The organism is Corynebacterium argentoratense DSM 44202 (assembly GCF_000590555.1).
GTDB lineage: Bacteria > Actinomycetota > Actinomycetes > Mycobacteriales > Mycobacteriaceae > Corynebacterium > Corynebacterium argentoratense.
On sequence record NC_022198.1, the window covers coordinates 584908 to 610484 of the forward strand.

Annotated in this window: 21 protein-coding genes and 1 pseudogene; 12 read left to right on the plus strand and 10 right to left on the minus strand. The window is 60.1% G+C overall.

Features of this window, described 5'->3' with window-relative positions:
* Window positions 1–172 precede the first annotated feature (172 nt).
* Complete coding sequence (locus tag CARG_RS02910) at window positions 173–1615, plus strand: aldehyde dehydrogenase family protein (protein WP_020975900.1); 1443 nt, start codon at window positions 173–175, stop codon at window positions 1613–1615.
* A 35-nt stretch (window positions 1616–1650) separates the two neighbouring features.
* Entirely contained in the window at window positions 1651–3333 is a 1683-nt protein-coding gene (locus CARG_RS02915) for an alpha-keto acid decarboxylase family protein (protein ID WP_020975901.1), read from the plus strand.
* 5 nt (window positions 3334–3338) lie between these two features.
* Here the strand turns inward: CARG_RS02915 and CARG_RS02920 are convergent, their stop codons facing one another.
* The 5 genes and pseudogenes from CARG_RS02920 to CARG_RS02940 form a co-directional block, all read right to left on the minus strand.
* On the minus strand, window positions 3339–3590 hold the full coding sequence (locus tag CARG_RS02920) for a hypothetical protein (RefSeq protein ID WP_041746927.1): 252 nt from the start codon (window positions 3588–3590) through the stop codon (window positions 3339–3341).
* 50 nt (window positions 3591–3640) lie between these two features.
* Window positions 3641–3880: pseudogene (locus CARG_RS02925) on the minus strand (serine dehydratase beta chain); the annotation flags it as partial.
* Window positions 3877–5721, minus strand: coding sequence for an ABC-F family ATP-binding cassette domain-containing protein (locus tag CARG_RS02930; protein WP_020975902.1), 1845 nt, complete (start codon window positions 5719–5721; stop codon window positions 3877–3879). The pseudogene CARG_RS02925 and the gene CARG_RS02930, both read right to left, overlap by 4 nt.
* 85 nt (window positions 5722–5806) lie before the next feature.
* A complete protein-coding gene (locus CARG_RS02935; protein ID WP_020975903.1) occupies window positions 5807–6160 on the minus strand; it encodes a cupin domain-containing protein in 354 nt (117 codons plus the stop codon).
* A gap of 14 nt (window positions 6161–6174) precedes the next feature.
* Window positions 6175–6954, minus strand: a complete 780-nt coding sequence (locus tag CARG_RS02940) for a class I SAM-dependent methyltransferase (RefSeq protein ID WP_020975904.1) — start codon at window positions 6952–6954, stop codon at window positions 6175–6177.
* A 132-nt stretch (window positions 6955–7086) separates the two neighbouring features.
* Here CARG_RS02940 and CARG_RS02945 point away from each other — a divergent pair, with 132 nt between their 5' ends.
* The 3 genes from CARG_RS02945 to CARG_RS02955 are packed head-to-tail and all read left to right on the plus strand — an operon-like array spanning window position 7087 to window position 9457.
* Complete coding sequence (locus CARG_RS02945) at window positions 7087–7410, plus strand: putative quinol monooxygenase (protein ID WP_020975905.1); 324 nt, start codon at window positions 7087–7089, stop codon at window positions 7408–7410.
* Between the two features lie 53 nt (window positions 7411–7463).
* Window positions 7464–8336 (plus strand): polyphosphate kinase 2, encoded by an 873-nt coding sequence (gene ppk2, locus CARG_RS02950; protein ID WP_020975906.1) that lies wholly within the window; start codon window positions 7464–7466, stop codon window positions 8334–8336.
* Between the two features lie 35 nt (window positions 8337–8371).
* Window positions 8372–9457, plus strand: coding sequence for a 3-hydroxyisobutyryl-CoA hydrolase (locus CARG_RS02955; RefSeq protein ID WP_020975907.1), 1086 nt, complete (start codon window positions 8372–8374; stop codon window positions 9455–9457).
* 58 nt (window positions 9458–9515) lie between these two features.
* Here the strand turns inward: CARG_RS02955 and CARG_RS02960 are convergent, their stop codons facing one another.
* Window positions 9516–10712 carry a DUF6882 domain-containing protein gene (locus tag CARG_RS02960; protein ID WP_020975908.1) on the minus strand — a complete coding sequence of 399 codons (1197 nt, stop codon included), beginning with the start codon at window positions 10710–10712 and terminating at the stop codon, window positions 9516–9518.
* A 259-nt stretch (window positions 10713–10971) separates the two neighbouring features.
* Here CARG_RS02960 and CARG_RS02965 point away from each other — a divergent pair, with 259 nt between their 5' ends.
* Complete coding sequence (locus CARG_RS02965) at window positions 10972–12444, plus strand: alpha/beta hydrolase (RefSeq protein WP_236620172.1); 1473 nt, start codon at window positions 10972–10974, stop codon at window positions 12442–12444.
* 666 nt (window positions 12445–13110) lie between these two features.
* On the opposite strand, the gene CARG_RS02975 is transcribed toward CARG_RS02965, so the two are convergent.
* Together CARG_RS02975 and pth are read right to left on the minus strand one after the other, a co-directional pair.
* A complete protein-coding gene (locus tag CARG_RS02975; protein WP_020975911.1) occupies window positions 13111–14745 on the minus strand; it encodes a peptide chain release factor 3 in 1635 nt (544 codons plus the stop codon).
* Between the two features lie 65 nt (window positions 14746–14810).
* Window positions 14811–15545, minus strand: coding sequence for an aminoacyl-tRNA hydrolase (gene pth / locus CARG_RS02980; protein ID WP_020975912.1), 735 nt, complete (start codon window positions 15543–15545; stop codon window positions 14811–14813).
* A 206-nt stretch (window positions 15546–15751) separates the two neighbouring features.
* On the opposite strand from pth, the gene CARG_RS02985 reads away from it, so the two are divergent.
* The 4 genes from CARG_RS02985 (at window position 15752) to CARG_RS03005 (ending at window position 21207) form a co-directional block, all read left to right on the plus strand.
* A complete protein-coding gene (locus CARG_RS02985) occupies window positions 15752–17188 on the plus strand; it encodes a glyceraldehyde-3-phosphate dehydrogenase (RefSeq protein ID WP_020975913.1) in 1437 nt (478 codons plus the stop codon).
* A 932-nt stretch (window positions 17189–18120) separates the two neighbouring features.
* Window positions 18121–19308, plus strand: coding sequence for an ABC transporter substrate-binding protein (locus CARG_RS02995; protein WP_020975916.1), 1188 nt, complete (start codon window positions 18121–18123; stop codon window positions 19306–19308).
* Window positions 19309–19375: 67 nt separating this feature from the next.
* The gene (locus CARG_RS03000; protein ID WP_020975917.1) at window positions 19376–20422 is read left to right on the plus strand and encodes a FecCD family ABC transporter permease; all 1047 of its coding nucleotides are present in this window, start codon (window positions 19376–19378) and stop codon (window positions 20420–20422) included.
* 5 nt (window positions 20423–20427) lie between these two features.
* A complete protein-coding gene (locus tag CARG_RS03005; RefSeq protein ID WP_201769279.1) occupies window positions 20428–21207 on the plus strand; it encodes an ABC transporter ATP-binding protein in 780 nt (259 codons plus the stop codon).
* Window positions 21208–21263: 56 nt separating this feature from the next.
* On the opposite strand, the gene CARG_RS03010 is transcribed toward CARG_RS03005, so the two are convergent.
* Window positions 21264–21638, minus strand: coding sequence for a hypothetical protein (locus CARG_RS03010; protein ID WP_020975919.1), 375 nt, complete (start codon window positions 21636–21638; stop codon window positions 21264–21266).
* Window positions 21623–22486 (minus strand): hypothetical protein, encoded by an 864-nt coding sequence (locus tag CARG_RS03015; protein ID WP_020975920.1) that lies wholly within the window; start codon window positions 22484–22486, stop codon window positions 21623–21625. Before CARG_RS03015 ends, CARG_RS03010 begins: the two co-directional genes overlap by 16 nt.
* 151 nt (window positions 22487–22637) lie before the next feature.
* On the opposite strand from CARG_RS03015, the gene CARG_RS03020 reads away from it, so the two are divergent.
* Both CARG_RS03020 and CARG_RS03025 read left to right on the plus strand, forming a co-directional pair.
* Window positions 22638–23888: a M20 metallopeptidase family protein gene (locus CARG_RS03020; RefSeq protein ID WP_020975921.1), complete on the plus strand. Its 1251-nt coding sequence runs from the start codon at window positions 22638–22640 to the stop codon at window positions 23886–23888.
* Between the two features lie 61 nt (window positions 23889–23949).
* Window positions 23950–25251 (plus strand): MFS transporter, encoded by a 1302-nt coding sequence (locus tag CARG_RS03025; RefSeq protein WP_020975922.1) that lies wholly within the window; start codon window positions 23950–23952, stop codon window positions 25249–25251.
* Window positions 25252–25577: the final 326 nt, after the last annotated feature.

Consider the following 25577-nt stretch of genomic DNA (forward strand, 5'->3'; position numbering starts at 1 on the left):
CAGTAACAGTCAACTACCGAATGAGATCTGCGACATATTATCGGCGGAAAGTCTAGGTGGATTGCCGTGAGACAAGTATCACGTGCAGGTTGTCTGAGGTCCGCGAGATCCCGTAGGCACTGCCCTGACTCCATGAAAAGCCCATACGTCCACGTTCTCAAGAGGAGTAACCATGTTCAACCAGATGATAATTGGCGGCGAAAAACTCGCTGGCAGCGCAACCACAATCCCCACATATAATCCGGCGACAGGGGAGGAAATCGCTGCCGTTGGATCCGCGACCTTGGCTGATGTGGACAGGGCGGTTGCTGCGGCCCGCGCAGCACTGAATGACCCGGACTGGTCGGGCCTGCTTCCTGCCCAGCGCGCAGATGTGCTGTTCAAGATCGCAGACCTGATCGAAGCGAATGCTGACGAGTTGGCGCGGCTGGAGACCCTCGATCAGGGCCAGCCGCTGGGGATCGCACAGGGGGTGAGCGTAGGAGGAGCTGCCAGCCACTTCCGTTACTACGCGGGCTGGGTTACCAAGATCGAGGGAACAGTGAACTCCATTTCCTTCCCTGAAACCCTGAACTACACCGTCCGCGAGCCTGTGGGCGTGAACGCTCTGATCACCCCGTGGAACTTCCCTCTTATGATCCTGGCCTGGAAGCTGGCACCCGCACTCGCGACGGGCAACACTGTTGTTATCAAGCCCAGCGAGGTGACCCCGCTGACTAGCCTTCGCCTGGTGGAGCTATGCCACGAGGCAGGGGTGCCTGCCGGTGTGGTCAACATTGTTACAGGCGGCGGGGATGTCGGCGCGATGTTGTCTAGCCACATGGGGGTCGACCACTTGAGCTACACCGGTTCGACAGCAGTTGGCAAGACCATTACCAAGGCCTCGGCGGAGTCGAACCTCAAGCGACTCACCCTGGAGCTTGGTGGTAAAGCTCCCTCCATAATCACGAAGCACGCGGATATTGACGCCGCCGTAGCCGGGAATCTGGGCGGTGCGCTGCTTAACTCGGGTCAGGTGTGTGCCGCATACACTCGCTTCTTTGTCGATAAGTCCGTTGAAGACGAGTTTGTCAGCAAGATGGCAGACGCTATGCAGTCGATGACTATCGGCGCAGGCGACGACCCGAATGCGCAGATCACTCCGTTGGTGAGCGAGAAGCACGCCGGGCACGTGTTGGACATCATCGGCCGAGGTAAGGGCGAAGGGGCAGAGCTGGTTACAGGAGGTAATCGTGTGGACCGTGATGGCTTCTTCGTTGAGCCGACTTTGTTCAGGGGTGTCACCGATGATATGTCTCTGGCCCGGGAGGAGATTTTTGGCCCGGTATTGTCTGTCATGGCTTTCGACGGTGAAGACGATTTGATGTCCACCCTGGCACGCGCAAACAATACCGACTACGGCCTTGCAGCCAGCGTATGGACGAAGGATATCGGTGAGTCGCAGCGTATTGCTCGTGGTCTGCGCAGTGGTGCTGTGTTTATTAACATGCTGCCCATCCCGGATATGGCTGCTCCCTGGGGTGGCTACAAAGCTAGCGGTTGGGGACGCGAAATGGGTAAGTGGGCGCTGGATTGCTACACCGAGCAGAAGACGGTGTGGATGCACTACGGCTAAAGTAATCCGAGACGAACTAGACGAAAGGCCCACCCATGAGCACCCCCACCCCCTACACCGTCGCCGACTACCTCTTCGACCGCATCGCACAAACCGGAGTCAGCGACATCTTCGGCGTCCCCGGCGACTTCAACCTCACCTTCCTCGACAACATTCTGGACAACCCCGCACTGCGCTGGGTGGGTAACAATAACGAGCTCAACGCGGGCTACGCCGCCGACGGCTACGCACGCCTGCGTGGCTTTGCCGCCATGGTCACCACCTTCGGCGTGGGCGAACTATCCGCCATCAACGCCACCGGTGGCTCCTATGCAGAAAACGTTCCAGTCCTCCACATCGTGGGCGCCCCGGTGCGCTTTAGCCAAGACAATCACCTCAAAGTGCACCACACCCTGGCTGATGGTAACTACCGGCACTTTTACGAGATGGCCAGCCACGTCACCTGCTCCCAAGCATGGCTGACTCCGGACAATGCGGCGAGCGAAATCGACCGCGTCATCCGCACCATGCTCATCGAATCCCGCCCCGGCTACCTGGTGCTCAGCCCCGACGTGGCTGCGGCCCGCATCGGGCAGCCCGTGGGTAACATCCGTGAGGACGTCAGCGAATTTACGGCACGCAACCAACTGGCTGCCTTCGAAGAGGCAGCGACCGAATTCCTTAAAGGCAAGAAAACCACCATCGTCGCTGACCGGCTGATCGAGCGCTATCACGCAAAACAAGCAACGGGGGAGTTCATCGCCTCCTGCGACCTGCCCTACGCGACGCTGCCGTGGTCTATCGGCGTCGTCGATAATGACAGCCCCCGCTACGTTGGTGCCTATTGGGCGTCCGTCTCCCCGGAGCGCACCCGTGCGGCAGTCGAGGATGCCGAACGGCTCATCACCATCGGCGTACTGTTTACCGACACCGCCACCGCTGGTTTCACCGCAGACATCGAGGAAGCGGACATTCTGGCCGTCGACCCGCACTCCGCACGCGTCGGACACACTATCTACGGGCCCATCGCCATGGCCGATGCCCTCCCGGCTCTGACCCGGGCCGTTGCCGCCGCCCAGCCGCAGCCTCAACCCCTGAAGCAAGCCGAGCCAGCAGAGGCAGCCGAGTCTAATCCCGATGAGCAGCTGCGCCAGGATGACCTGTGGGAGATCATCACTACCTGGCTTCCCACGGACGCAACCTTGGTCGCTGATCTTGGAACCTCCATGTTCGGCCTTGCCGGCAAGCCCCTGCCCAAGGGCACCGAATCCATGGGCCAGCCCGTGTGGGCTTCCATCGGATTCGCGCTACCCGCCAGCCTTGGCGCATCCTTGGCCGCCCCCGAGCGGCGCAGCGTGCTGGTCAGTGGTGACGGTGCGGCACAGCTGACCGTGCAGGAAATCTCCACGATGCTGCGGGAAAAAACCAACCCGATCATGGTGATCATCAACAACGAGGGCTACACCGTCGAACGCGCCATCCACGGCCCCGAAGCCCCTTACAACGACATCACCACCTACCACTGGGACCTCGTGCCCGCAGCCATGGGCGGCACCGAAGAAACCACCCTGGTCCTCAAGGCACGCACCCCGAACGAGTTGAAGCAGGCGCTCGCCACGGCGGAGGCCACCAGGGACAAGCTGGTGATGGTGGAAGTCATCATGGATCGCGACGACATCCCCACCACCTTGAAGAACTTCGCCGCATCCGTGGCGAAGAAGCCGCAGCCGAAGAACTAAAGCTTCTAGCACTCAGGGGTATTGACCGCCACGGTGATTGCCAAACCACCGCCGGCGGTCTCTTTATAGCGCTCCGAAAACTCCGCCGTTTTCTGCGGGTCCTCCGCAGCCCGCTGCTCGTGCCAGCCATGCGCACGCCGACGAACCCCCAAACCACCAGGAAGAACACCTGTAGTGTTGACGCCGCGTTTCGCATATCCATCCATGGCGTGAAAAACGCGATCCAGGGCGCTATCGATCGCGGCGTCATCACGCACCGAACGCTCGCACTCGCGCTACACCTCGGCGATGCTCAAGCCGTGGTCGGCCCCGTATCCGCTAAAGAACCGTACAAAATGATCGTGATGCTACCGGCAACATCGGCGGGGATATCCTCGCCAATAGTCACCGCCCCGCCGACAATTTCATGGGCAGCCGCAAGCTCGGGGCCATTCGGGAAGCGCAGCAGGCTGTCGGCAAACTCGTACCCGGCGAGCATCGGGCCGACCGTATGGCTCGAACTCGGCCCAACACCCACCTTGAACAGATCAAACGCGGACACCGTCATAGTTTGTCGGCGACCTCCATCCACTGCATATCCAGCTCGTCTTTTTCCTCACGCACCGCACTGAGCTGCTCGTTAAGCTCAGCCACCCGGGCAAAATCATCCGCTGCCTCAGCCATGGCCTGTTCGATCTGCGCCTGCTTGTCATCCAACTTGGCGATCTTGCGTTCCAAAGACTGCAGCTCCTTGGTCAGCTTGCGTTCCTCCGCCGCGCTCAAACCCGACGTTGACGCGCCCGCCCCAGCCCCCGCGACGTCAGGACTAGATGATGACGCCGCGGGGGACGACACCGAACGCGACTGCGCCGCCGCAGAACCCACATTGCTCGCAACAGTCGACTGGGCAAGGCTAGCCCTACGCTGCAGATACTCCTCGATGCCGCCCGGAAGGTTCGTCAGGGTGCCATCACCAAACAGTGCCCAGGTGCTGTCACACACACGCTCGATCAGATAACGATCGTGGGAAATAACAATCAGGGTGCCTGGCCACCCATCGAGCAAAGACTCCAACTCCTGCAAGGTATCAATGTCGAGGTCGTTGGTGGGCTCGTCAAGCAACAACACATTCGGCTCCGCCATCAGCACGCGGGTCAGCTGCAGACGACGGCGCTCGCCACCAGACAAATCCTTAATGGGCGTGCGCTGGCGCTTCGCTGAAAAACCAAGACGCTCCGCCAACTGGGAGGCCGACAATTCCTTCTTGCCCAACTGCACATAGGACGCCACCTGCTCCACCGCATCCAGCAAGCGCATGTCCTGATCCAGATCATCCAACTCCTGGCGCAACCAGCCCAAACGCACCGTCGTGCCCTCGGTCCGGGAACCCGCCGCCAGTGGATGCTCGCCAGCGATCGTGCGCAGCAACGTCGTCTTGCCGGAACCATTGACCCCCACCAAACCAATGCGCTCGCCCGGCGCCAACCGCCACGTCAGATCATCAACCAACACCCGACCATCAGGGGTCTGGATGGTCGCATCTACCAAGTCGATAACCTTCTTGCCTTGGCGCTTACGCGAAAACGCCATCAGCTCCACAGAATCCCGCGGCGGCGGAACATCGTTAATCAACTGCTCGGCTGTCTCAATGCGGTAGCGCGGCTTCGACGTGCGAGCAGGCGCACCGCGGCGCAACCATGCAAGCTCCTTACGTGCAAGGTTCTGACGCCGCTGCTCCGCAGCATCTGCCTGGCGGGCACGCTCCGCACGGGCAAACGTCCAATCGTTGTAGCCGCCCTCGTAGGTGTCCACCTGGCCGTCGTGGACTTCCCACGTCTTCGTCGCCACCGTATCGAGGAACCAACGGTCGTGCGTGACCACAATCAATGCAGCCTTGTTGGCCAGCAGATAGTCCGCCAACCACTGCACACCCTCCACGTCCAGGTGGTTGGTGGGCTCGTCCAGAATGATCAGATCGAGGTCACGCACCAGTGCTGCAGCAAGGTTGGTGCGGCGGCGCTCCCCACCGGACAGCGAACCCACCGGGGTGTCCAACCCAAGGTCGACAATGCCCAACCCCTCTAGGACCTCACGAACCTTCGCGTTCGACGCCCACTCGTAGGTGTGCACACCCAACGGTTCCAGCACAACCTCAGCCACCGTGGCGTCATCATCCAATTCTGCGCCTTGGGTGACCACAGCCATCGCCAAATCCCCAGTATGCGACACCCGGCCAGAATCCGGCTGCTCGAGGCCCGCGAGGATGCGCAACAGGGTGGTTTTACCGCCACCGTTCAACCCCACCACGCCGATCCGGTCGCCCGTCTGAATGCCCAAAGACACCTGGTCGAGAACAGTTTTCAGCCCGTAGGACTGCGAGACATTTTCGAGGTTAATGAGGTTAGCCACGAGCGCTATTGTCGCACACTGTACTGCCCACTGCCGCCTGCTGCCCGGTGCTGCCTGCTGCGTGATGTGGACTTCCTGGTGTGGGCTAGTCCGTGGTGAGCATCGTCAGCAACAGCAACGCATCATCGCACCCATCCACCGCATCCACCCGATGCAGCTCATACGCATCCAGATGAATCACGCGCCCCGGCCGCAAACGGAACGCCTGCGTGGTTGTAGCAGTAGATCCTGGCGCAGACGTATACACCGTGAAATCAAGCTCGCCGCGCACGCACTGCACCGTGATCGGATGCGCCGCAGTATGGTCGTTCAGGCACTGGCCGGGAGCAAAACGAAACACGATGATGTTCGCGCCGGGCAACGTCGCCAGACGAGCAACCGCTGGGCGCGCGCCCTGCCGCGGCTCCGGGGCGTCATTAAACAGATCGCTGTAAAACATCTTCCACCCACCCGCTAGGACACATCGGACTTTTTCAACACCAACCCGATAGCCCCCAAGTGCTCCGCATGCTTACTAAACGTCGCGCGCATCGTGACAACACGCTTGCGCAATTGCGGCTGGCGCAGCAGATTGAACGCAATCTTGAACACCCCGAGGCCCTCGTCGGCAATCAACCGGCGCGGCTCTAACAGAGACATTGAGGTGGTGAACGTCTTGACCACCTCAAAGCCCGCCTGAGTGGCCAGGTCGCTCCACTCGTCAATAGTCAGCGGGCGGGCATTGACCTTGATAGCCCGAGCCAAATCCCGTTGAATAGCCGTCTTCGATTCCTCATCCAGCTCCGCCGGCGTTAACAGCAGTTCGTGGATGGCATAGATGCCCCCGGTGCGCAGAATGCGGGCGGCCTCCCGCATGATGGCCAGCTTGTGGGCGTCCGTCTGCATACTCAGCATCGCTTCACCCACCACCACGTCGGCGCTGCCATCTTCCAAACCGGTAGCATCCGCAGGGCATTCCCGCACCGACACCTGGCACGGGGGCTGGAGTTCGTTCAAACGGCGACGGGTGGTCTCACATGCGGAAGGGTCGGCGTCAACACCCACATAGCTGCGGGGTGTTCGGGACAGGATCTCCGCCGCGGTGATACCCAACCCTGGGGCAAACTCAACCACCCGCGCGCCAGTGATGGGGCAGTGGTTGAGCAGGAACTCGGTGGTTTCGCGCCCGCCGGGGCGGAGGACTTTTTTGCCGAGGGCAGCCAGCACCCAGTGGCCGGCCTGTGGTTTATTCATGGGCGCAATCCTTGATCCTTGGTATTTTTTTGCTTACTTCTCGCTGGCACCCGCAGGGGGATGAGGCGTACGCAGCTAATTGTAGACTAATCTTTTCTTTCCTGTGGGGTGCGTTACCTATATCCTGGCCACATGATTTTGATCAACGTAAAATTCACGCCCCTGCCCGACAACGTCGCAACCTTCCCCGAACTGGTCCGCGACTTCACCCAAGCAACCCGCGCGGAAGACGGCTGCCTGTTCTTCGAGTGGTACCGCTCCACCGAACGCCTCAACGAATACATCCTGGTTGAAGGCTTTAAGGATGACGCCGCGGAGGCCCATGTCGGCAGCGAACACTTCAAGGCTGCCTGCGAGCTATTCCCCACCATCCTCGAGAAAACCCCAGAGATCATCAACACCCTGATCGAAGGCAAAACCCACTGGGACGAAATGGCCGAATTCCAAGTTCAATAGGGGTTGGCCATGTAGGGGTAGCGGGTGGCATCGAGGGACTAAAATGCCACCCTATGGGAAAAAAAGAGCTACCGAAGCTGTCGAAGAAAGCCTATGAGGCCGAACTAAAGCGCCTGCAGGCTGAACTGGTTGAGATGCAGCAGTGGGTTGTCGAGACCGGCGCCCGCGTCGTCATCATCATGGAGGGGCGCGACGCCGCAGGCAAGGGCTCTGCGATCAAGCGGATCACCCAATACCTCAACCCCCGCACCTGCCGCATTGAGGCGCTGCCCGCGCCGTCATCACGCGAACAGGGTCAGTGGTACTTCCAGCGTTATGTTGAAAAACTGCCGACTGCGGGCGAGATCGTCATTTTTGACCGCTCGTGGTACAACCGTGCGGGCGTGGAGCGCGTGATGGGTTTCTGTACCTCGGAGGAATACCGCCGCTTCTTGCACCAGGCCCCGATCTTTGAGCGCCTGCTGGTAGAAGACGGCATTATGCTGCGCAAATACTGGTTCTCGGTGTCGGATGAGGAGCAAGTCAAGCGCTTTAAGTCCCGCCGTAATGATCCGCTGCGCCGCTGGAAGCTGTCGCCCATGGACCTGCAGTCGATCACCCGCTGGGAGGACTACTCCCGCGCGAAGGACGAGATGTTTGTCCACACCGACATCCCTTCTGCTCCCTGGTACACGGTGGAGTCGGAGGACAAGAAGCGCTCGCGTATCAACGTCATTTCGCACCTGTTGTCGACCATTCCCTATGAGCACATCGATCGTCCGATGCCGGAGATCCCGGAGCGCCCCAAGTCGACGAATGACTACGAGCGTCCTCCCCGCGAGGATTTCCGTTACGTTCCTGACGTCGCGTCCAAACTGGAGGCAGGCAACCAGGATGCCGCTGAGCAGGGCAAGAAGGCGAAAAAGGAGAAGAAACCCAAAAACTGACGCCTAGGTCACATTTTTTCGGTACAGTGTGCTGCATGGCACACGATACTGATGTTTCTACCAACGACGCGTCCACCGTTCCCGACAACCTCGTCTACGCGCACGTCGTGGGCACCACCGGCCGGCTAGAACTCAACCGGCCCCGTGCCCTCAACTCGCTCAACCTCGAGATGGTCGAGATCATCCTTGACTACCTGGAACAGTGGCGCGACGACCCGTCGGTCACCCACATCCTCATCACCTCCACCTCCGAGCGCGCATTCTGCGCCGGCGGTGACGTTCGAGCCATCCGCGAACAAGGCATGCAGGGCCAGTACGCCGAAGGCGACCGCTTCTTCAACACCGAATACAAGATGAACGAGATGCTGGCGGTATACCCCAAGCCGATCGTCTCCCTCATCCACGGTGTGGTGATGGGCGGTGGCCTGGGCGTATCGGCGCACGGTTCGCACCGCGTGGTCACCGAGAAAACCTTCGCCGCGATGCCCGAAATGCTCATCGGGTTCATCCCGGACGTCGGCATGAGCTGGCGGATGCAAAAAATGGTCGGGGGCAAGGGCTACGCATCGGTGGCGTTGGCGAACTTCCTCGCCACCACGGGTATGTACTTGAAGCCGGCCGACATGCTGTGGAGCGGCCTGGCCACCCACTACATCGATTCCTCCAAGATGGATGAGTTCGTAGAGGCCGTAATTGATGAGTCCAAGGGTGTTGACGCCGCGATCGAAGCGCACACCACGACCGTTGCGGAGTCCTCGGAGTTGGCCCGCTGGGAAAAGCAGATCGAGCAGTGCTTCGCGGCGAGCTCCTGGTCGGAGATCCGCGCCAACCTTGAAGCCTGCGCGGACGCTGAGTTTGTGGACTTGGTGCGCGAACACACCAAGCTTGCCAACCCGACTTCCCTGGTGGCCACCATTGAGGTTATTGCCGCGACCGTCGAGTGCAGCCACATTGGGCAGAGCCTGGGCCATGAGCTGACCATGGGTAACCAACTGCGGCGCGAACCCAACTTCGCAGAAGGCGTGCGCGCGGTGCTCATCGATAAGGACCGCAACCCCAGCTTCGTGCCCAATGACATCGCCGAGGTGGACGAGCAGTTCTACCGCGACCTGCTGCGCTAGCGGCTAGCTGGCAGCTGCTGAGCAGTTATGTGGTAGCTATTGCGCAGCTAGCTGGCGGCTAGATGGCGTTGCCGGGGAACAGCAGCAACGCCCAGGAGTCATTCGGTTGTGGCACCCACGCGTGATGCCACAACCCGGTGGCAGAGGTGCACATAGCCAGCACATGTGACTGCTCTACCTCCTGCCTCGATAGCTCAGGGCGAAGCAGTGCACCCACCCCATGCCGATAACCCAGGAGACGAATGTCGTGGGCTGGGCTGGGCCGGGTCGGCCCGAACGCTTGCGCACCAAACCACTCTGCGGAACGCGTGGCATCCGCCCACGACCACCGCCAGGTATCACCCTTCACCGTGGCAACATGATAGGCGGTGACGGACGCCAAGCCCCGCGACGTCATTAATGACAGGGGAGCGCCGTAGGGGGAGGGCGCTGTGCATTGCAAGGGGCTGCGTCCATCGGCTGGTGGGGCGAGCAACGAGTTCAAGTAATGCTGGAATTCCGCGGTGGGTTGCAGGCCCTTGGCGGCGATGTCCTGGCCGGTGACGTCGCCCACGCCGTTGAGGTAGCCGGGGGTGCGTAGGTGCATCACCGACCCATTGGAAAACTCCACCAGCGTGCGGCCTTCTTCCGGCTGCGAGGTGCGGATACCGAGCTCGTGTAGAGAGGCGAAGCCCTCGCATGCGCGAACCGACACGTGCGGGGACCATGCTGCTGCGAACAATTGCTGGTGGGGGTCCTGGTGCGGCAGCCAGTCGATGATCGCGAGGGTCCGGGTGCCGTCGGTCTTGGGCAGGCTGATGCCCGGGCGGCCCATGAGGTGCGCGGAAGCGGCCGCGAGATCTGACCAGGATTCGCCCGGAACCGTCACGGCAGCGAACGTGCGGGGGGCCTGGCCCCGCAGAGTAAAACGAATGCTGATGGAGTCGTCGCTGGCAAACGGTGAGACCGAAGGGTCGTGCGTGGTGCCGGATGATGCGTCCGACGAGGAGTCAGCAGATGCATCAGGCGAGGTGTTGGACACGGGGGCGTGTGCTGGACCGTTCGCCAGGCCTTGCGGGGTGGCGGTACCGGTGGGTGCGACCTCGATGTGTTCGATGTGGCCGAGTTCCTGCAACAAACACTGGATGCGGGCGGCACAGTTCAAGGAGCCGAAGGCGGCGGCGTCGGACGCGTTGGTGGCGTCGGCGGTGTGGGCGTTGACTGCGTCGGCGGTGTCGGTGGCGTTGGCGGCGGGGCCAGTCGAATGCTCAGACATAGCTCACAGCATACTGACAACAGTGCCGCCGCGGACGGACAATGTGCGCCACGCATGACTCGCTGCAACTGACTGCAACAACAGCTAAGGCGGCGGTAGCTAAGGCGCGTAAATGTAACCCGATCGCGGACAAGTCGATATAGTCCCATGAGAGACTTTTAACGAATGCGGCAAAACTGACAACCCGGGTTACACCGGTGAAGCTGCCGCAGTCGCAAAAACACACCAGTACACGGAATCCCCCTAGGAGCAGTTGAAAGTGCGCACGCGTCGGATGTTGACCTCCCTGCTAGTAAGCACTACCGTCTTCGGCGCGGCGCTAAGCCCAGCCCCAGTCCACGCGCAAGACCACGGACTCGACCCCGAAGGTGCCGACAATCCCGGCAACACCGACACCCGTCGCGCTCCCAGTGGCTTCTCGGAACAAGGTTGGCTGAACGCCCTCATGCCTTCAGTTAACCCACAGTTCGACAACCCCATGTTCCCCAACGGGCGCGAAGGCATGCCGAAAGCACAGATCGACATGCACCCAGAGGAAATCGAACGCCTCAAGCACTGGATGGGCGTCAACGGAGATACCGTCCGGCAAATCAATGCCTACTCCCCGTCGATGGGCCGCTGGATTCCCTTGGTGTGGTTGCCCGCGCCGGACACCAGCACGCCCCGCCCCGTCGTCTACGCATTGGGTGGCGCCGATGGGGGCTACACCGACCAACATTGGCTAAACCGCTCTGACCTGCCGGAACTTGCCCGCGAAGGTAACTACCATGTGGTCATCCCCGCCCTGGGCCGCCACTCTGCTTACACCGACTGGGTCGAGGAATTGCCGGAACAGGGCGGCAAGCAAATGTGGGAAACCTTCCTCACCTACGAGCTTCCCGAGGCACTGGAAGCCGAAATCGGTGGCGACGGCCAGCGCAGCCTCATCGGCATGTCCATGTCGGGCGGTACCGCACTGAACTACGCCGCCCACCAGCCGGGTTTCTATTCCTCCGTGGCGTCCCTGTCCGGTTGCGCCGCGAACAACACCTGGTGGGGTCGCTACGGGCTCAACCGCACCATCGAAGGTGGTGGCGGAAACGCCGACATGATGTGGGGCCCGATGAACTCCCCACTGTCCCGCTACAACGATGCTGTCCTTAACGCCGAGCGGCTGAAGGACCAGGAAAACCTCTACGTCTATTCCGCCACCGGTTTGATGGGCGCCCTGGACTTCTTCGGCGACTGGGCCCCGGCTAACAGCAACCAGAAGAAAGACCGCTGGAGTTTAGGCTTCAGCATCGAGGCTGCGTCTAACCTGTGCGCCCACCAGCTGAAGGTCCGTACCGATAGCCTGGGCATCACCGACATCGCCTACGATTTCCCAATGGCTGGCACCCACAGTTGGGACGCGTGGAACACGGCCCTGCATACGTTCTGGCCTCGCCTTCAGCGTGGATTCGGCGAGGAGGTCGTGGTGCCGGACGTTCCTAGCTTGGGATCCTCCGACCGCGGCTCCTCCGATCCTGCGACCGGTGTTAGCACCTCTTCCGAATTGGCGGAAGGTTCGTCCGCGTTGGGTTCCTCGGATGGTTCTTCGGATGATCACGCCGCGAGCGGCAGCGCCGCGCTCGGGTTCCTGGCGGGCAGTAGCATGGCGCTGGGTAACTTCAGTAACTCGCTGCTGCAGATGATCTTTACGCTATTCAACCTGCTGTTCGGTTGGATCAGCAGGGCAACGTTTAGCGGCTAGTTGCACTAAATTGCCGCCCTGATTACTGCTGGAAACTCTGTAGGGTGTCAGCGGTATGCACGACTGTGGCTTGAGGGCTCAGAGGTACCCTTTCCCTTGAGCGATCTGGTTTTGAATTTCAGCGGAATGCTTTCGGATGTCCTCCGAGTCTGCCTCTTCTGAAAGTTTCCCAAGATTTCGTTCAAGAGAAAATCGGTAGGCCAAGTAGATTAAAGCTACTGCGAGAATAGCCAGAAGCAACCAGAGAAAAAAGCTCATTGTTCTAGTTCTGGCCGTACCCGATCCACGCTAAGCAGGCACGCATCTGCCAGTCTTCGTGAGGCCGGTTCGTAATGTTTTTGCAAGTGTACTCATTTGGGTACCAGCCGGTGCACCTTGGCCCATTCTCGTATTCGCATTCCTTTGCTGGGAACACGTGAGGTACCTGAGCGTGAACGGGGGGATGTACATATGACTACAGCTGCGACTGCTGCCAGACATGCGCTTAAGTTCTTTTTTAAAGCGTTCATGTGGATCTCCCTTAGGGGTTGTGTGACTCTGAAATGAGTAGCTTCCAAAATAGAAATATTTTCCACATATAGCAACCACTTTGAAGTGATCTTAGTCGCATCTCGAGGGGGTACTGGTCCCTAATAGCTGCTAGTTGGCGGGGCCGAGCCTCTGCCGCTAGTCGGCGACTAGCGGTTCGAGCACGAACTCGGGGTGCTCCTTGTCGATGAACTGCAGGCGCCACTTGTCGCCAAATAAAGCAATGAGCTCCCCATCGGTGCGGGTAAAGACCTCACACCCGCGCTGCTTGGTCAACTCTGCAGCCGTCTCCGGGGTAGTGCGCCGGGCCACCGAATAGGGCACAGGTTCGGCGATGGTCTCCACGTTGTATTCGTTGTCCATGCGGGCCATCATGACCTCGAACTGCATGGGGCCGACTGCGGCCATGACCGGCGCGGCGTCACCACGCGCATCATTTTTCAAGATCTGTACGACACCTTCGGCCGCCAACTGATCCAAAGCCTTGCGGAACTGCTTGTACTTGCCCAAGGACTTCGCGCGCAACGTGCGGAAATGCTCGGGTGCGAACTGTGGCATCGGCGGGTACTGCACCTTACGGCCTGCGTAGATGGTGTCGCCGGGTGCGAGTGTTCCTGCGTTGACCAAACCAACAATATCGCCGGGGTAGGCGGTGTCGACGGTGTTGCGGGTGCGGCCGAACACGGTGAGCGCATACTTGGTGGAGAAACTCCTACCGGACTGGGCGTGCGTGACCTGCATGCCGCGGTCGAACTCGCCGGACACAACGCGCATAAACGCCAGGGAGTCGCGGTGGTTTTTGTCCATGCCAGCCTGCACCTTGAACACCACGCCGGAGAAATCATCGGTGACGTCGCGGGCGGCGTCGAAGGCCGCAGTGGCCTCGTCGATTGCCTTCTGGGAGGACGCACGCGAGCCTGGTGAGGGGGCGAGCGCGCACAGGGTATCGAGGATCTGGTGGACGCCGAAGTTCAGCATTGCGGAGGCGAAAATTACCGGGGAGGTGGTGCAGTCCAGGAAAAGCTCCTGGTCATGCAGGGCTCCATCCATCGTCATCAATTCGACTTCTTCCGCAGCGGTCAACCACGCATCCCCTTCACGCTCTTCGGCCTGCTCCGGGCTGTAATGCTCCTCGGGGGCGATGGTGGAGCCGCCGGCGGTGCGGATGAAGTGGATGTATTCCTCTGGCTCACCGTCATCGCTGACCTTGGCGAGCCCACGGAAGTCGCCGGCTTCACCCACCGGCCAAAACAGGGGAGTGGGCTGCAAGCCGATCTCCTGCACGATCTCATCCATGAGCTCGAGCGGCGCCATACCGGGGCGGTCCCACTTGTTGATCACCGTGACGATCGGCAGGCCACGGGCCTTGCACACGCGGAACAGCTTCAGTGTCTGGGGCTCCAGGCCCTTCGCGCCGTCAATAAGCATCACGGCCGCATCCACCGCGGTGAGAACGCGATAGGTGTCCTCAGAGAAATCCGCGTGGCCGGGCGTATCCACCAAGTTGATCATGTAGGGCTCGCCCGTGTGGCCCTCTGGTGCGTATTCGAACTGCAGGGCGGAGGACGCGATGGAAATACCGCGGTCTTTTTCCATTTCCATCCAGTCCGACACCGTGGCCTTGCGCCCTGCCTTGCCATGCACCGCACCGGCTTCGCTGATGACGTGCGCGTGCAGCGCCAATGCCTCCGTCAGAGTGGACTTACCGGCATCGGGGTGGGCGATGACGGCGAAGGTACGGCGGCGGGCGGCTTGGGCAAAAAGATCAGACACGGACGCCTATCTTACAGGCAGCAAGGCCAAACGCAGGCGCGGGTTGCGCCCGAGTGCGCACAGGGTTAGCGCTTGCGGGTGTGCACAATGTTTTGGGCGCGATCAACGCCCTCAGTGATGATTAACTGCGCAGCAACGATGGCGTCGGCCGACTGGGCGGGCAGGGTGTCGAGGATCTCCTGGGTCATGGGGCCGATCACGTGCTCGATGATCGGAACGCCAGCGGGCCGGCCGATACCCATTCGCACACGCGCGTAGGCACCGGATCCGAGCTGCGCGGTGATGGACTTCAGCCCATTGTGGCCATTATCGCTACCGCCCGCCTTCAGCTTGACCGTACCTGGCGGCAAATCGAGCTCATCGTGGATGACGATGACGCGCTCCGGAGGGATCGACCAGCGCTGTGCGAGCGCGGCGACCGCGACACCGGACTCATTCATATACGTATCCGATCGCACCAGTGCGACGGTGTTCTCGCCCCAGGTGGTGACGGCGGCATGGGCGGTGCAGCCGGGTACGGGCTGCAGAGATAGCTGCGTGCCTGAAGGCTGCGGGCCCTGGCCGGGTGCGTAGTCGTCCGCGTGGTCAAGCGCGTGGTCGATGGCGAAGTACCCGACGTTGTGTGGCGTCAGCTGATACTTGGCCCCCGGATTGCCGAGTCCGATGATGAGCCACTCGGGCACAGCGTCGGGGGAGTGTGCGGCGTCAGGATGTACAGATCCGCCGGAGGCAGACGCGGCGTCATGATCGCGGGAAGAAAAAATCTGGGCGATGCGCTGAAGGAAGCGAGGTAAAGCCATGGACACTATAGTGGCAGATCGTCAACACGCAACGACACAGCGGGCGCGCCATGGCGTTGTAATGGCGGTGCGATAACGGTGGTGAGGTACAACACCTCCACAAAGTAACCCCGGTAGAGGGTAAAAGGCGTCCGAAACAAAGAAAACTTAGCTACGTTATATGTGTACTTGTTTTCTTTGAATCACACCCCACGGAAGGCGCATTCATGCCCAACAACGACTGGAACCAGCGGATCGAACTAGCGGAAAAAATGATCCCCCTGCTCGGCCAGCTCCGCCGGAACAACAACGTTGTTACCTCGATCTTCGGCTCCCTACTCGACAACGCAACCGCCGTCGACATCGCCAAATCCCACCGCTTCGCCCGCCGCATTTCCGGCACCGAACTATCCCTGCACAAGACCTACCCGATCGTCGAACTGCTCACCACCCTCAACCTCGGCACCGCATCCATCGACCTCGGAGAACTCGCAGTCCGCTACGACGAACGTGGCGGCGACCTCGAAGCCTTCCTACGCGAAGAACTCGCAGATGTCATCGACGCCCCCGTCACCAAGACCGACGAAGTGGACGTCGTGCTTTACGGCTTCGGCCGCATCGGCCGCCTGCTCGCCCGCATCCTGCTCGCCAAGCAATCCTACGGACGCGGCGTCAACCTCCGCGCCATCGTCGTACGCAAAAACGGCGACAACGACCTGCAAAAACGCGCAAGCCTGCTGCGTCGCGACTCCGTCCACGGTGCCTTCGACGGCACCATCAAAGTCGACGAAGACAACAACATCATCTGGGCCAACGGAACCCCCATCCAGGTCATCTACTCCAGCGACCCCGCAACCGTCGACTACACCGAATACGGCATCAATAACGCCATCGTCGTCGACAACACCGGCCGCTGGCGCGACCGCGAAGGCCTCTCCCAACACCTCAAGTCTACCGGTGTGTCCAAGGTGCTGCTCACCGCGCCGGGCAAGGGCGATATCAAGAACATCGTCTTCGGCATCAACGACGGCGACATGACCGCAGACGACCAGATCCTCTCCGCGGCGTCATGCACCACGAACGCAATCACCCCGGTGCTCAAGGCCGTCAACGACAAGTACGGCGTCGAATTCGGCCACGTCGAGACCGTCCACTCCTTCACCAACGACCAGAACCTCATCGACAACTTCCACAAGGGCTCCCGCCGTGGACGCGCCGCGACCCTCAACATGGTGCTCACCGAAACCGGTGCCGCCAAGGCCGTCTCCAAGGCGCTGCCCGAGTTTGAGGGCAAGCTGACCGGCAACGCCATCCGCGTCCCCACCCCGGACGTCTCCATGGCGGTGCTGAACCTCACCATGGCCGGCGACGTCGACCGCGATGAGGTCAACGAATACCTCAAGCAGGTCTCCCTGCGCAGCGACCTGCGCCAGCAGATCGGCTACATCCACTCCCCGGAGGTTGTGTCCAACGACTTCGTCGGCACCACCCAGGCGGGCATCGTCGATGGCCTTGCGACCATCGCCACCGGCAAGCACCTTGTGCTCTACGTCTGGTACGACAACGAGTTCGGCTACTCCAACCAGGTGATCCGCATCGTCGAAGAAATGGGTGGCGTGCGCCCCCGCGTCTACCCGAAGCGCAGCACCATCGACGCTATCTAGGCGGGGCAACGCTAGGCGTGCTGATCGCGCGGCCGTGGTTGGGATTTCGTGTCTGGCTGCGGCCGTTGTTTTTATGCGGTGTGCACTTTTTTCGGGGGGGGCGGGCATATGCGGCGGTGTTTTCACAGTTCGCTGGCTTTGGGGCGTTGGCCCACCCGATTTTTTGGTACACATTCGATAACGTGACGCCAGTTACTTTTTCTATAGGCTCGTGGGGGAATCAGGACACCTGAAAGATTCAAGTCACCTGGACAGCCGAGGAAGTAGTGGGCAGCAATGAGCGACCGCGAACATCACCCAGAGGAAACCGCTGGCGCCGCTAAAACCTTGGCGGTGGTGGCGGGTGTGGTGCTTCTCATGGTTGCCGTGCCCGCGGAGAAAGCGACCGCAGGCTCAAGGAGTTGGGGTTGGAGCCGATCCCGGTGCGAGGCGATGCGAAAAGTGGCTAGCGGTCTGTTCTGTGGCGTGGAGTGTAGTGGTTAGCGGCGTGGAGCGTTGCGGTTGACGGTGTGTGGGGGCGGTGGCTGCTGCTGTTAAGGTAAGCTTTGGATCGTGGATATGGACAAGCTGCGCAAGAAAGCTGCGAAGGCAGCCAAGGGGGGTAAGCGTAAAAAGTGCTGTAGGTCCAAGCCGCGGTGCAAGGGGTGTCCGGTGGTAATGCACCGTTTGAATAAGGGGGGTTGCTTGGAGCTTGATGACGCCGCGTTGCGGAAGGCTCTCAAGAAAGCGCGCGCTTACTGAGTGACTGCGGCACAGGGGCGGCAATCGGCCGGGGATGGGTGATAGTTGCTGCATGACGCGTGGTTGGGGTCAATGCTGTGCGCATTGAGGGCGCAATCTGACGATGTTATGAAACTAAAGTTGTATATACAACACGGTGTGGAGTATGATTCATTTCTGCAACCTACGCTAATCTACGGCAAGGAGTACCTATGAAAACGATCACTAAGGGTCTGGCGGCTGTCCTAGCCTCCAGCGCACTGCTGCTCACCGCATGTGGCGGCACTGGAGAAACCACCGCGACGTCAGAAAGCACAAAAGCTGACGCAGCCTCGGGCAACGCAATCACCGTCACCGACGTCGAAGGCCGCACCGTCACCTTCGACAAGCTGCCTGAACGTGTCATCCTTAGTGAAGGCCGCGGCGTGTTCGCAACCTCCATCCTCGACCGTGAACACCCTCTCGACAAGGTCGTCGGCATGGGCAACGACCTGGAAAAGTCAGCCCCCAGCTACTACGACAACTTCAAAAAGTCTGTTCCTGAGCTCGCCGACGTCACCACGATCGGCAACATGAACCACGGCGACGTCACCGTCGAAAACCTCCTCGCCCTCAACCCCGACGTTGTCGTCATGAGCGCCGACGCCTACAAGACCTCCGGAACCAACGGCCTGCTGCAGAAGCTCGACGACGCAAAAATCAAGTACGTCGTCACCGACTTCCGCCAGCACCCGCTGGAAAACACCACCAAATCCGTCGAAATGCTCGGCACTGTCCTCGGCAAAGAAGACAAAGCCAAGGAATTCACCAAAGAATGGACCGACAAGGTCAACAGCGTGAAGGAACGCGTCGAGAAGCTCAACGACCGCCCCAGCACCTTCTTGTGGCGCGCGGCCGGCATGAAGGAATGCTGCTCCACCGTCAACGACAGCAACCTCGGCGAGATGATCAACCTTGCAGGCGGCGACAACCTCGGCGACCACCTAGTCGACGGGCCGTCCGGTAGCGTCACCGCCGAACAGCTGATCGCTTCCCAGCCTGCTGCGATCATCGCCACCGGTGGATCCTGGGCGCCGGACAAAGACAAGCCCGAAGTAGTGCCCCACGTAGAACTCGGCTACAACTCCGACCCCGAGACCGCACAGAAGACCCTCCAGGGCCTGCTAGCAACCCCCGGCTTCGAAGAACTCAAGGCACCCAAGGATGACGAATTCTTCGCCGTATGGCACCAGTTCTACGACTCCCCGCTGAACTACATCGCTATCGAACAGTTCGCGAAGTGGCTGCACCCCGACGAGTTCAAGGACCTCGATCCCGAAAAGGACCTGAAGGAAGCCCACAAGAAGTACGTCGCCTTCGACGCGACCGGCGTCTTCTTCGTCAAGGACGACCAGAAGTAACAGCTGGCACACACAACGCTCGGCATGCCGCCCGGCACGCCACCCGAGGAATGGAAACGGTAGGACAGTGACAACAGTCGACACCCTTGTCTCCGCACACAGACGTCGCGTCGCCCGGCGGTGGGCAATCATCGGACTGCTCATCGCCGGGGCACTGGCCGCATTCGTGACCTCCACAGTGGTCGGCCCCATCGACCTAGGCGCGAAAGAAGTCGTCCAGGGTATCTTTTCCCCGAGTAGTCTGACGGACCAAAACCGGGTGGTGCTGTGGAAACTGCGCCTGCCGATGTCAGTGATGGCGCTGCTCGTCGGCATGACGCTGTCCCTGGCCGGGGCGCAGATGCAAACCATCCTCGGAAACCCCCTCGCCGAGCCCTTTACCCTCGGAATATCCGCAGCGGCGGCATTTGGCGGGGCGGCCACGATCGTGCTGGGCATCACCATCATTCCGGTTGCGCAATTCAACCTCGCGGCGACCGCATGGATCTCCGCAATGGTCGCGACCACGCTGATCGTCGTGGCGTCAATACGCAGGGGAGCCTCCGCCGAAACAATGATCCTTTTGGGCATTGGTCTGGTGTTTTTCTTCCAGGCGATGCTCAGCCTGATGCAATACTCGGCGTCCGTGGAGGCTCTGCAGCAGATCGTGTTCTGGACCATGGGGTCGATGACCCGCGCAACCTGGCTGGGTAACGGAATTATTGCGGTCGTTCTGGTGGTGTCGCTGCCGATTTTCATGTGGCTGTCGTGGCGGCTGACGGCGCTTCGCCTGGGGGATGCGCGCGCGATGGCGATGGGCATCAACGTGCAGCGCCTGAGGGTCGTGGTGCTAATCATGGTGTCAGTGCTGGCGGCAACCACCGTCGCCTTCTCGGGAATAATCGGCTTCATTGGGTTGGTGGGGCCACACATTGCGAGAATTTTGGTGGGGGAGGATCAGCGCTACTTCATTCCGGCGTCCATGGCCTCCGGTGCGCTGGTGCTCGTGTGTTCACATGCGGTGTCGTTGATGATCCGTCCAGGGCTAGCGATACCGATCGGCATCATCACGGCGGTCATCGGGGTGCCGTTCTTCATCCTCATTATCATGACTAGGAAGCGGGCGAATTGGTGAACGACGTGGCGCAACACAATGAGGCTACTACGCTGCACATTGAAGACTTGAACGCTGGGTACGGCTCGTGCAACATCCTTGAAAACTTCGCGCCGCAACCTTTGTGCGGAGGCCGAGTCGTGGGGCTGCTTGGGCCGAATGCCTCCGGAAAATCCACGCTGATCAAAACGATCGCGGGCGTGCAGACCAAGCTCGGAGGCTCCGTCTACCTACGCGCCGACGATGGTGAGATACTGCAGGGAAAAGCGCTCCGCGGCGTCATTGGTTACGTGCCGCAAGACCTCCCCGGATCCGCATCGCTGACCGCATTCGAAACCGTGTTGGTGGCGGCCAGGCGCGTCGCTGTCGGGATAAAACCCACCGAGCTGGCGGCCCGAACCATGGTTGAGCTGGGCATTGGGCACATTGCGGAAAGCTACATCGGGGAACTGTCGGGAGGACAGCGGCAAATGGTGGCGGTCGCGCAGATGCTGGTGGGAGACCCCAAGGTGATGCTGCTAGATGAGCCCACCTCGGCGCTCGACCTGCACCGGCAGCTGTACCTGCTCGGGCTCGTGCGGGAACGGACGCGGCGTGCCGGGGCAGTGACGATGGTGGCGATACACGACATCAACCTGGCAGCACGGTTCTGCGACGACCTTCTCGTCATGCGGGGCGGGGAGATCATCGCTCAAGGCGCACCGTGCGACGTGCTGTGCGAGGGACTCATCAAGACGGTGTATGACGTCGCGGCGGAGATCCTCGACCACAACGGAACCCCCGTCGTGTCGCCCACCGGGCTTTGACGCAGGCTGCCTGGGGGCGGCGGCTGGGTTTGTGGGGCCGTACAGACGGAGGGGCGCTAGTTGGCGGGATCCTCTGCTGCTTCCTCTCCTGTCTTCTCTTTGGGGTCTTCGACCCTGCTGCCGGAGGGTGTAACCATCACGTCGAAGACGGGTTCCCGGTGTTGGTACAGTTCGGCGCGAACCGCCGTGGGATCCTCGAGATCGGGCAGGAACTCAAAAGCGAAAGGCGTGCCGACCGTCTGCACACCATGCTCGGTGATCAGATCAAAGACCGATGCAAACGCGGCAGGATACAGATTGGTGACGTCAACCGTATCAGTGAAAAACGGGTCATCGGGGCGCGTCGGCAGGCACTGGAGACCGACCTGCTGCGAAGTAATGTTATCGGTGAGGGGGCCTTGACCCGACGACAAAATCATATTGGCGGACATGTTGATCCGCATCGTGGGGTGCACTCGGGGCTGCCCCCAACACTGGGTGCCACCGTCCCGCGGAAAACATAACCGGGCACCCCATCCGACAGGTTCGCCGGCGGCTGCACCTCGATCGCAGTGAGGGTGTCACCGAAGAAGGCACCCGCATAATGCAACAGGGTGCGCATGTCATCTGCCTGCAGCAAATTCAGTGGTCGATCGATGGTGACCGCACCATCACCGGCAGCTGCGGAAGATGGGTCGGAGAGCCCCGCGACGTCATCGGTGATGGTTAGCTCACCATTCCTGTTCACAATGTCATCGGACGGAGCGCAAAACGTTTCGACCGATGCCTTTCCGGAGGGGGTGACACGGTAGGACACGTGCGTCAACATGTCGGGGGCGGAGCCGCGGGGATCCTCGGTGGCGCGTTTGTGCATGGCGGCGACGAGGTCCGCGATGGGTGCCTCGGTGGGGGAGAACGTAGTGATTGCGCCGAGGACGTCGTCGAGGGGCTCATCGCTGAACTGTGAACCGTCGGAATCGTCGAGGTGCCACTGCGACCAGGTGCGGGGGCTGCTTGCAGTTGCGGGAACGGTCACCGCGACGGAACCGAGTTCACCATTTTCGAGTTGGAGTGCGAGCAATTCGACCTGGTTGGCGCCGCGGTCTTTTAGCTCCTGGACGTGGGTGGTGGCGGTGGTGGGGGCATCGGAGGAAGCGCCCTTGGAGAATGCGCCGTGGAAGGGATTGATGGGGAGGACGGAGCACGCGGAAGGTGCGGCGACGGTGAGGAGGGAGGCGGAGAGGGTAGCGGAACCGGTCGTGTTGAGTAGAGGATATCTGTCCCATCCTCCAGCAGTCAAGGATGTTGGCGTCGCGCAGGGCGGCCGTGGATACCGCGAGCCGCCTCCAGTCCGCGCCGGTGCCGTTTGTTCTATCTCTCAACTCTTAGGATAAGATTCTCAAATCACTTTAGTGGTGATTCTTGTGACTCGATCTGAAAGGAGTTGTGACTTGTCTCAACCTGTTAAATCTGTTGATTTGGCCGGGTCCACTGATGTTGTGGAACGGGTCCGCAAGGTTCTAGACGCAGAAGCTGAGAGTCTGGTCGCGTTACGTCGGGAACTCCATCAGATTCCCGAGTTAGCGTTGGACTTACCGCAGACCGCCAGCCGCGTCCGTGCGGAGTTTGAGGCGTTGGGCTGCGAGATTACCGATGCCAGGGAGGTCAGTGGTTTTGTCGCCGTCCTTCGTGGCGGAGGCTACGAGCCAGGGGATAAGCATCCGACTGTGTTGTTGCGTGCAGACATGGATGCTCTTCCGGTGGTTGAGGAGACCGGCGTGGAGTGGGCGTCGACGAACGGCGCGATGCATGCTTGCGGGCACGATATGCACATGGCAGGAATTGTTGGTGCGGCGCGTGCTTTGCATGCGGTCCGTGATCGTCTTGTGGGCGATGTTCTTTTCTTCCTTCAGCCTGGTGAGGAGGGCTGGGATGGCGCTCAGCATCTGATTGATGAGGGCCTCTTGGAGGCGTCGGGTGCTCAACCAGATCATGCTTATGGTCTGCATGTGTGGTCGGGTCGTTTCCCGTCGGGGATTATCACTACGCGTCCGGGGGCTTTGATGGCTTCGACGGACAGTATGCATATTGAGGTTAAGGGCCGGGGTGGGCATGGTAGTGCTCCATTTTTGGCGTTGGATCCTGTGCCTGTGATTGCGGAGATTATTACGCAGTCTCATGTCGCTGTTACTCGGGAGTTCGATATTTCAGATCCTGTGGTTGCAACGTGTGGTGCGGTACTGGCCGGGACCACCTCGAACGTGATTCCGGATTCCGCGCGGGCGTCTTTCACCCTTCGTACGTTCAGCGAGGCTAACCGTCAGCGTTTGCCTGATGTGTTGGAGCGACTCGCTCGGGGGATTGCCGCGGCTCATGGGATGGATGTGGTTGTGGAGAGGGAGATTTTGTATCCGCCCACGATTAATGACGCCGCGGAGGCTGCGTTTGTAGAGCAGGTTACGGATGCGGTTTTCCCTGGGCGTTTTGCGGAACTTCCTGCGCCGTTGGGTGCTGGTGAGGATTTTTCGAAGATTTTGCAGCGTATTCCGGGTTGTTATGTGTTTGTGTCTGCGGTGCCTGAAGGGGTGGATGCAGAGTCTGCTCCGTTTAATCATTCGCCTCGGGCGTTTTATGACGATTCTTATCTGACTGATTGCAGCTTGTTGCTTGCTTCGTTGGCTGTTGCGCGGTTGTGTCCGTGACAGCGGGCGACAGTGATGACGGTTAAGGGTTTTATTTTCTTCACATGAAAGGGGTGGTCTGATGAGTGCTACGAATTCTGCGGTTGTTCAGATCGATATTGCGAAGCAGTCGCATGCTAAGACTTTGTTTGGTACGGGTGTAGGTAATGCGCTCGAGTGGTACGACTGGATGGTGTACGGCAGTTTTGCTGTGTATTTTTCCACTCAGATTTTTAATGGCGAGGACACTAAGTCTGCGTTTTTGAAGACGATGGCGGTGTTCGCGGTCGGTTTCGTCGCTAGGCCTTTTGGTGGTTTGGTGTTTGGTTGGGTGGGGGACCGGTTTGGGCGCAAGCATTCTTTGAGTTTTGCGGTGTTGAGTGCGTCGTTGGGTTCGTTGATTATTGCGTTGTGCCCCACGTATGAGCAGGTGGGTTGGGTCGCGTCTGCGATTTTGTTGTTGGGTCGTTTGATCCAGGGGTTGGCTCATGGTGGTGAGTTGCCGGCGGCGCAAACTTATTTGGCGGAGCATGCTCCGCGGGAGCATCGTGGGTTGTGGGCTTCGTCTATTTACATCACGGGCACGTTTGGGTTGCTTTTTGGTTTGGCGTTGGGTTTGATCCTGCAGAATGTGCTTACTGACGGTCAGATGAATTCTTTCGGTTGGCGTATTCCGTTCATTGTTGGCGCTGTGCTTGGTCTGTTTGCACTGTTCATGCGTTCACGTATGGAGGAGTCTGCTGTTTTCGAGGATTATCAGGAGGCCACTGCGGAGGATTCCCGCGAGGCTGTTCTGAGGTCTGTGGTGAAGAATTGGCGCACCGGCTTGAAGGTCATTTTGATGACGTCCGGCCTGACCGTCGCGTACTACATTTGGTCGGTGACGATGCCGTCGATTGCTTCTACTTCATTTGGTTACTCCGCGAACCATGCGTTTACCGCGTCGTTGATGGGCAATATTGTGTTCATTATTGCGCTGCCTATTTGGGGTTGGCTGTCGGATAAGGTTGGCCGGAAGCCCACGATTATTGTTGGTCTTCTTGGCTGCGCTGTGTTGTATATTCCGCTGATCAAGCTTGTTGAGGGCGGCCAGTTGTGGCAGTTGACGGCTGCGATTTGTATCCAGCTGATTTTGCTGTCTGGCTTCTTGTCTCATGCGCCGGCTACGTATGCGGAGATGTTCCCGACCCAGCAGCGCACTGCTGGTTTCGGTATTCCTTATGCGCTTGCGATTGCTGCTTTTGGTGGCACTGCTGGATACGTGCTGACGTGGGTGGGGGATCCCTACAAGTTCGCTTGGTACTCCATCGCGCTGTTGGTTGTTTCGGTTATTACCGTGGCGACACTACCGGAGACCAAGGGCAAGGACCTTTCGGTTCACTAGTTTTAAGCATTAATGACGCCGCGTCGGTTTTTGCCGGCGCGTGCGTCCATGCTGGCTGCGCAGCGTGGGGTCGGTACCGCCCTGGGCGCCATTGACAACGTGAGGGAGGAAAGCCATGCGCCCACTCTATACGGGTGGCACGTACAGATGGCTGGCTCTGAAGGGTTGTAGCTGGGTGCGGCGCGAACTAATTGATCAGCGTCTTGAAAACGTTACGCCGAAGCAGTCCCTCATCGACCAGGCCGTATCAGCGCTAGCATTCTACGAGCAGGAAAATAGTCTGCTATTCCGGGACACGTTCACGGTGCTGAAATCACCGGTGCATA